Raw genomic sequence first — 8,423 nt, 5'->3', positions numbered from 1 at the left:
TGTGCAAAATAGCCATCTATCCGAAAAAAATTCAGATAGATGGCCATTCGTCGTGTATACCGAAAAGGTGCGGTTTTTTTATATTTCGGGCTTACTTATAAAATGCCAGTTATCAGGTGTTTTTTGATAACTGGCAATAAAGTATATAGTTTTAATTAAAAATTTTTAATATAGCTTTTGAAATTGATATTAGAAAATTCGTTAATGGTGCTTAACGAATCGTAGTAGGAGAGCCAAGAACACTGTTTTTAAATATTTTTTTCTGTTCGTTGTCTAATGTTGAATCAAGTTCTTTAAAATATACCTCTAATTCTTGTTCTAGTTCATGTTTTTCAGTGTATTTCTTTTTTAATACCCGTTGGTTGTGTTCTCTACAACTATAAATGAAATGAGTATTGAAATCTTCTGCAAATAGTTCATATACTCCTTCTTGGACATCGGTATAATACTTTTTAAAATCATATACTTTTGTTAGCCATTGATATATAGGTTTAGTAGTGCATTTGAAACCATAAATATTATTAAAATTAGGATTATTGTAGACAATATATTTCATCAAAGGAGTCAAATTATCAGCGTTAAGTATATTTACGTCCCTAAATTTAATGAAGCGATATGAAAAGCCATTAAGTGTTTCTTGTATAGCGATGGCTTCGTTACTTTCCCAATCTAATTTAAACAATTGTTCGAATTTTTCTTTAGAAATTTTAGAGAAGGTGCGATAGTAGCTAAATAAAAAGCGAATATGCCAAGAATCAAGATATGTACCATCATAACCTAAAAATCCATTCTCTAGTGATTCTCTATTTTTCCAAATAGTTCTACTTTGGAATCTACTCTCAGACCAATCTTTCGAAGCGAATTCAAACATCATTTTTAATAAAGATTGGATATGTTTCTTTGACTCAGTATGGTTGTTGTTTACAATATTAAGAAGGTCATTAATATTGACTAAAGATGATCCTAAATGTTCCTTATTCACGATAGATTTTAGCACTTTTTCGATTTGGTATGCGTTATTTTCTTGGTACTCTTCAATATCTTTAGAACAATAGGGAGTTAAGTTGTTCTTTAACACATCATAACGACTATTTATTAATGAAATAGGAACACCTTCATCACGTAACTTACTCTTTAATTCTTTTTCATTTTTTGACTCGTTAAAATATTGGACAGCTTTTAATTGAGTTTGCTGATTTATTTCCAGTAGGTCAATTATAGATTTATTAGCTTCTTTTTGTATGGAGTCATTTCTATCAACTTTAGTGAAAATCAAATAGGGAACTGCAGATGGCTTGCTATTATAAATTGCAGGAATAGCTAGTTTTAAATCGGATGGTGCATCACTGTTTAAAGCACGAATAAAGAAGATTGTATTTATGTCCGGATATTGATTGAAAAGATCGGTATATCGTTTATTTAAAGTATCATTTTGTAATTGCTCACTATGGTCTAATCCATATGTATCAATAAATATCAAAGTATTGATATCTAAATTATACATAATATCCTCATATTTTCTTTTGACTTGATCGTGAATAATTACTTTATCAATAAGCCCTGTACTAGATTTACCGTTGATAACTTTTAAAGCGTAAGTGAGCCTTTGTTTATCTTCAATATTTAGTTCATTTAAGAAGAAAGTTGTAGGGAAATCTTTAATAGCAGCTTTGCATAATTTAAATGTGGCACGTAAGAAAAGCTCTATAATATCTTGTAGACTGTAAGTTGATTCATCAAATGAAGATAATTTTTCTTTTTCCTCATTAGAAACTAAATTGTCTTGTATAAGGCTTTTCACAGAATTATACTCTTCATGACTATATTCTTCCTTTAAAAATTTTTCTTCTAAAGATAGTGTATTTAAGATATTTTCCCATAGATTCTCTATCAAATGAGAAGTAGGTTGTTCTTCAAAATCAAATTCCTTATAATTGAAAAATCCGTCAATTACTAATACTTGTTCCAAAATACTATAATCAAATGTATCTTTAGGGATTTTGATTTCACCAATTTGACTAAGGCGTTTATTTACAAATTGATCTTCATTTAAATATTTAACTTCTATTTTTGGAGTGGGTTCGTTGATTGAAAAAAGATATTCAACATTTGTTCTCGTAGTTTGTCCTTCACCACTAGCTTTAATATCGTCTTGATTATTTGCAAAAGAACCAATAAATTCCGATTTACCAGCACCGGATTTGCCAACTACTAAAATCGAGACTGTATTTACCATAAATATAACCTCCTTGATTACATATATACTAATTATAACCATTTATAAAAATAAAATGGATGTTTTCTTTAGTTCAAACTTAAATTTCTTTTAATTTGTATTTCTAAGAAATAAGAGAATCTGTTTTATGGTGTTCAAACATCTCTTCATGCATATGAACATAGTATTTCTCTGTAGTACGATACTCTTTATGTCCAAGTAAATATTGTACATAATCTTTTTCTACTCCTCGAGCAATCAAATGAGTAGCAAAGCTATGTCGTAGACAGTGAGCTGTTACACGATCTATTTTGATATCTGCTAAAAGATTTTCTAACTTGTTATTGAATGTTTAATTACTCATAACAGATGCTACGCAATCGTTTTTAAAGAAGAGGCGGACATCTGGATTAGAGAAGTATTCATTAATGAAACAGCTCGTAATAATGCAGTTGCCCCAAAGGTATAGATGGTGTTAAGTTGCTTGTAATTAAACACTAAACAAGACCTTTTTAATAAAATAAAATCTATGCTAAAAGCAAACCCGCACATTTTGAACAATCTTTGTTCAAAATGCGTGGTTTTTTTCTTATAAAAATTAATGTTTATATCATAAGTTTAATCATCGTAGCTAGATCAAGTGGATGGACTGAAGGCATTTTGAAAGATAAGCGAAATATCGAATCTGAATATTCACCGAATCCTAGATTAATGATCAAAACGTGAAAATATTATAGTAGACAAAAAGTAGACAATCACTTGACAACAGAATTGACGAAAGCTTTGTTGATTTAACTGGTACTGAAAAGCTTTGGAGCTCGCATGAGGAAACGGCTAAGGAAATACAAAGAGCTATTCTTGATCAATTTAATGTACCTAGTGCAGTAGGTATGGGACCAAACATGTTAATAGCCAAATTAGCTTTAGACCTTGATGCAAAGAAAACTGGTTTTGCGAAATGGACGTATGAGGATATTCCACAGAAATTATGGCCAGTACGACCTCTATCGGAAATGTGGGGCATAGGAAAACGAATGGAAGCAAATCTAAATGCTATGGGAATACAAACAGTTGGTGGTTTGGCTAATACAGATTTAGCAGAATTAGAAAAGCGCTTTGGTGTAATGGGCAATCAACTCTATTACCATGCATGGGGAATAGATCTATCCAAATTAGGAGAGCCGTTAATAACAAACGGAGCTTTCAGTTTTGGGAAGGGTCAAATGCTGATGAGGGATTATCACACACGAAAAGATATTTCTGTAGTACTCCTAGAAATGTGCGAAGACGTAATGAAACGCACACGTAATGCAGGGTTTGTTGGCCGTACAATCAGCTTAGGTCTTTCTTATAGTCATAATGCCATGACCAAAGGGTTGCATCGGTCTAAAACAATTGCAGTACCAACAAGTGAAACGCTTGTGATGTATAAAACTTGTATTGAATTACTGGATGAGCACTTTGCTGGAGAGCCAGCAAGACAATTATCAGTCAGAATATCCAACCTAGAGAAAGAACATAGCATTCAATTGGATTTATTTGATGAACGTAAACCACAACGTCAAATTATTGGTCCTACAATGGATGCCATACGCAATAGGTTTGGAGCTACCTCAATATTAAGAGCAGTTTCTTATACAAAAGCTGGTACAGCAATTAATCGGGATCGCTTAGTTGGTGGTCATTTGGCATAGGAGTGATTGGATGATAAAGGATAGAGGGAATATTAAATGGGCATCGATGATGTTGCCAGAACATTTAGAGCTTCTTAGAGAGTACAAACAAGAGCGTACGGAACCGCCAAGAGAATTGACTGAGTGGGAGCTGGAAGAACTACAACAAACAATTGAGCAAGCGTTTAATCAGCAATTGGACATTAAATTAGAAGTGTGGAAGGACTACAAAATCACACAATGGACTGGAACAATTAAATCGATTAATACTAATGAACTCATATTTGAAACACTACTTAAAACAAAAAGTATTCCAATCCAAAGTATTCAATCAGCCCAATTGGATGCTGATTATTATGATTAAAGCAGACGAAAGACAGTTACTTCATAAGTATCTTTTGTTGGAACTAGCAGTTAAATCATTGCAGGTTGACTATCATAAATTAGAGCAGTTTAAAATGAAAACAGTATTTCTTCCAATGATGGATTCTTTACTAAAGGATCTAAGACAAGAATATTTTAACCTCAAACGTCAGCTTGCACAGCATCGCATACGAGTAGTAGGATGGCAGCCTGTAGATGAATACTTTAGTGACGTGCAAGTCGCAACGGCAGGTAATGATGTAGTGCTCCGTTATGCAAATCAAGCTCTTAAATCACAGGTGGAAAAGTTGTTGATTAATCATATAAGTGTGGCTTTAGAATAAAGATTGATCAAAATGGAGTTAATCTTTCTACCTAAGTATGAGATCTTTATAAAAAATTTGATCAATTAAATGAGTCTTCTTCAACTAAAGCCCCCGTTAGCCATCCATGCAGCAAAATATCAGTGCTGCACCACAAAAAAATGAAAGTGAGGATCGTTCTTTCATGGGAGTTTAAGTACATTTATTCACAAACTTTGCCTTTTATTTGATTGTTTTGGAATGTCAACACTAAACTGGACAAAAATCATGAGGGCTGCAGCTTGAATTCTTTCGATGTTAAATAGCCTAGAATGCCGTGGATACGAATGTTGTTAAACCAGTTTACGTAATTGTCAATTTCAAGAGCAAATTGTTCAAAGGAAGAGAAATGTGTGCGCTTTAAGAATTCGGTTTTAAACACTTTAAATGTCGCTTCGGCCACGGCATTATCATAAGGGCAGTCCTTCATACTTAAAGTACGCTGAATACCGAACGTTTCAAGTGCTTCTGAAATGAGCTTATTATCGAATTCTTTGCCTCAATCGGTATGGAACATTTGCACATCGTGCAACTTTGCTTCAATACTGGCAATGTTTTGTAGACAAGCTCCGCCGTTTTGTTTTCGCCAACACTCTGACCAATGATTTCTCGGTATTTTATCTATCTAACTTAATGTAGCCTATCCACTTGAGGTGAATTGCAGTTGTTTATATTTTTTTGCACCAGAACCAACAAACTTCACTAAAACATTTCATATCCTAAATTTTGCATTGTTTGCAAGAAATCAGCTAATTCATTTGATGAATGGAGCCTATCAAATGAATTAAACGTTGTAATAGTGCTTAAAATTAAGGCTCTTTTTGGTTGTTCTGCCACGATTTCTTGTTGCACAAACGCCACTAAATCATACAGGAAATTACACATTTGCGGTTCGTCCCCGTATAGTCGCTCAATTGCTTTCTTTAAACTATTCGTATGTATAGCAAACTCACTAAACAAGGAATCAGTTTGCAGTGCAATCTCAAAGTTTTGTTCAAACGCTTCATTTGTAACTATCGCCTTTTCTCCTTGTGTTTTATTTGCGATAATCGTTTCTACACTCGTAAGACTGTATTCGATCAGTCTGATATAATCGTTGTTTTTAGTATTCATCAAGGGCGAGAAATGAAACAGATTTTGTAGAACCCCTGCAAATACTAGTGTCATTTCAGCGATGTATGCTTCATATTTCACCCCATATATTTGATGTAGCCGTTTATACAGCCATTCAATAAATGAATTTCGTAACTCCTTCATAAATTTAATCAAATTTGAATCATCTGAAACCGCAGCATCATCCATCAATTCTGACATATTGATTGTCCCTTTATTCAAAAAGGTGACTTCTATTTGCTGAATAAAAATATGGCGATCTCCCATATTATCCCCATCTAGTAGTAAATCTCTTTGATACTGAATACGTTCTTCTCTATATAACAATGTTTGCTGTAGCAAGGAGCTTTTCGATTCAAAATAATTGTAAAACGTCCCCTTCGAAACATTTGATTTATTTAATATGTCCTGAATCGAGGTTGCGTGATAACCTTGGCTCAAAAATAATTCAAACGATGATTGTATAATGGCTAATTTTTTGTCCTTCATCTTAACACTTCCCTCAAATTAATACATTCATTATACTACGATTCTGTTTTTATAACTCAAGTATATTAATGCTTGTTTTTTAAAAATAAAAGGTTTAGAATACATTTTATACTTTAAGTCCATTTTTGTACACTGAGTATAATTTGGTCTTAAAAATCTATTTAAAGAATACTAATCAAGAAAGGGAATTCTAAATAACATGAAACAATCTACCAAAACAACATTAATTGTTTTAATTATCGGCGCTTTTTTTGCTTTACTGAACAATTCATTTTTAAATGTAGCATTAGCCGAAATTATGAAGGATTTATCGATCACTGAATCGACTGTCCAATGGCTAACTACAGGCTATATGTTAGTCAATGCGATTTTGGTGCCAACCACAGCATTTTTAATGAAAAAATACTCTCTACGTAAATTATTTTTAATTTCGATTGGGAGCTTCTTCCTTGGGTCATTACTCGCTGGTATCGCAGGATCATTTGGCTTACTTTTAACTGGGCGCTTAATCCAAGGCGTCGGTTCAGCACTGCTAATGCCAATGGGTATGTATTATTTAATGACTTCATTCCCACCTGAAAAACGAGGATCAATGATGGGGCTTTTCGGTCTCGTTATTATGTTCGCACCAGCAATTGGTCCAACGCTATCTGGCTTCCTAATTGAGCATTTTAATTGGAATATTTTATTCCTAATGATGGTGCCAATTATGGGTATTGTTTGGTTAATTGGTTATTTCAGCTTAGATAAAACGAAGCCGAGCTATACAGGGAAAATTGATGTACCTTCTGTTATTTTCTCTGCACTTGCCTTTAGTGGTATTTTATCTGGCTTCAGTTCTGCTGGAGACAAAGGATGGGGAGACACATTCGTATGGTTACCGATCGTGCTGGGCTGTGTGTTCTTAGCCCTATTGATTATTAGACAGTTCCGCTTAGATGATCCAATGCTTGACTTTGGTATTTATAAGTCATCACAATATGCACTTGCATCGGCAATTACGGCGACAAATGTTATCGCGATGTATTCTGCAATGATTTTAATTCCACTGTTCTTGCAAAATACGCAAGGATTAACTCCTATAGAAACCGGGTTAATTTTATTACCTGGTGCCATTTTAAATGGGATTATGAGCCCTATTGCCGGTCGATTATTTGACAAATTCGGGGCGAAAAATTTAGTCTTAATTGGTGTTTGTATTACGATTTTCACAACGATTGCGTTTGCAAGATTAGATGAGAACACATCGAGCCTATATATCGCTACCATTTATGCGTTTCGTATGTTAAGTATGTCGTTTGTTAGTATGCCTATCCAAACACATGGCTTAAACTCATTAACACCTACCCAAACACCACATGGTACGGCGATTAATAGTACATTAAACCAGGTTGCAGGAGCGATTGGTACAAGTTTACTTGTTTCAGTCATGGTCAGCCGTACAAAAACGCATATGGCAGATGTAGTGAATCAGGTAACAGATCAAGCATCGCAGCAGCATTTAATGCTTCAATCTTCTATAAACGGGGTAAATGATGCCTTTTTAGCAACATTAGTGGTTTCGGTTATTGCCTTAGTTTTAGCGTTTTTCCTTAAAAGGAAAAGTGTTAAAGTCGAAAGCGAGTCGGTCACTACAAATAAATAGTTTGCTGAATTAACTAAATTGATAGATAAAGTTTGAGATTAAGATCTCCATAAAACTTTTTATTCACCTCTAACTTTCTCCATTCTCATTAGTCAGAGAAACATAATAATAGTAGTACAAACCAGAGCCATGGATTGTACTACTATTTTATTGAACTGCAACAGAATTGGACAACTTTTTAAGAGGTATAGGTGGCTCAATTTTAGCTTAACAAATACACAAAATTGCTACATATCCAGTTTTTCTTCGTTGCAAGGCTTTGTAATTGCTCCTTAACGAAAGTTACTATTCCAAGGGCTTGACTGACCTGTCATCCAGTGAGTTTTCAAAAGAAGGAGGAATATTCTTCGGTTTTGCATTTACTGTTCCATAATACAAGCTAAAAATTTAATAAAACCGATAGAAGAGTGATATTTCATAAACCTAAATTATATTTAGGTTTAGTTTATCCTGTCCAGTTACAATCATTCCTTATTCATACAGATAGGTAAGCCTTTGAAGTTATCGCTGGCTTTTCCCCCTGTTCACACCGTACGTGCGACTTTCACCGCATACGGCGTTCC

General features: G+C 33.9%; 6 protein-coding genes and 2 pseudogenes. 4 read left to right on the top strand and 4 right to left on the bottom strand.

The genetic code is table 11. From position 1 onward, the window contains the following. Positions 1-211: 211 nt before the first annotated feature. Both ACQKII_RS24380 and ACQKII_RS24375 read right to left on the bottom strand, forming a co-directional pair. The gene (locus tag ACQKII_RS24380) at positions 212-2,236 is read right to left on the bottom strand and encodes a hypothetical protein (protein ID WP_427463014.1); all 2,025 of its coding nucleotides are present in this window, start codon (positions 2,234-2,236) and stop codon (positions 212-214) included. 103 nt (positions 2,237-2,339) lie between these two features. Further along, a pseudogene (locus ACQKII_RS24375) lies at positions 2,340-2,552 on the bottom strand (tyrosine-type recombinase/integrase); the annotation flags it as partial. A 433-nt stretch (positions 2,553-2,985) separates the two neighbouring features. On the opposite strand from ACQKII_RS24375, the gene ACQKII_RS24370 reads away from it, so the two are divergent. From ACQKII_RS24370 to ACQKII_RS24360, 3 genes are read left to right on the top strand one after another with little or no spacing between them, the layout of a single operon-like run. Continuing rightward, positions 2,986-3,909, top strand: coding sequence for a DNA polymerase thumb domain-containing protein (locus tag ACQKII_RS24370; RefSeq protein ID WP_427463015.1), 924 nt, complete (start codon positions 2,986-2,988; stop codon positions 3,907-3,909). 10 nt (positions 3,910-3,919) lie between these two features. Beyond that, a complete protein-coding gene (locus ACQKII_RS24365; protein ID WP_427463013.1) occupies positions 3,920-4,252 on the top strand; it encodes a YolD-like family protein in 333 nt (110 codons plus the stop codon). Continuing rightward, positions 4,245-4,595 carry an aconitate hydratase gene (locus tag ACQKII_RS24360; RefSeq protein WP_427463012.1) on the top strand — a complete coding sequence of 117 codons (351 nt, stop codon included), beginning with the start codon at positions 4,245-4,247 and terminating at the stop codon, positions 4,593-4,595. Before ACQKII_RS24365 ends, ACQKII_RS24360 begins: the two co-directional genes overlap by 8 nt. A 244-nt stretch (positions 4,596-4,839) precedes the next feature. Here ACQKII_RS24360 and ACQKII_RS24355 read toward each other — a convergent pair. Both ACQKII_RS24355 and ACQKII_RS24350 read right to left on the bottom strand, forming a co-directional pair. Beyond that, a pseudogene (locus ACQKII_RS24355) lies at positions 4,840-5,225 on the bottom strand (transposase); the annotation flags it as partial. A 90-nt stretch (positions 5,226-5,315) separates the two neighbouring features. After that, positions 5,316-6,215: a TetR/AcrR family transcriptional regulator gene (locus ACQKII_RS24350; RefSeq protein ID WP_427463011.1), complete on the bottom strand. Its 900-nt coding sequence runs from the start codon at positions 6,213-6,215 to the stop codon at positions 5,316-5,318. A 199-nt stretch (positions 6,216-6,414) separates the two neighbouring features. On the opposite strand from ACQKII_RS24350, the gene ACQKII_RS24345 reads away from it, so the two are divergent. Then, a complete protein-coding gene (locus ACQKII_RS24345; protein WP_427463010.1) occupies positions 6,415-7,860 on the top strand; it encodes an MDR family MFS transporter in 1,446 nt (481 codons plus the stop codon). Positions 7,861-8,423 lie beyond the last annotated feature (563 nt).

Origin of the sequence: Lysinibacillus sp. NPDC048646 (genome assembly GCF_050272295.1) — a bacterium.
Classification (GTDB): Bacteria; Bacillota; Bacilli; order Bacillales_A; family Planococcaceae; genus Lysinibacillus.
The sequence above is the reverse complement of the archived record's forward strand: the minus strand, read 5'-3'. Positions and strand labels throughout refer to the sequence as shown.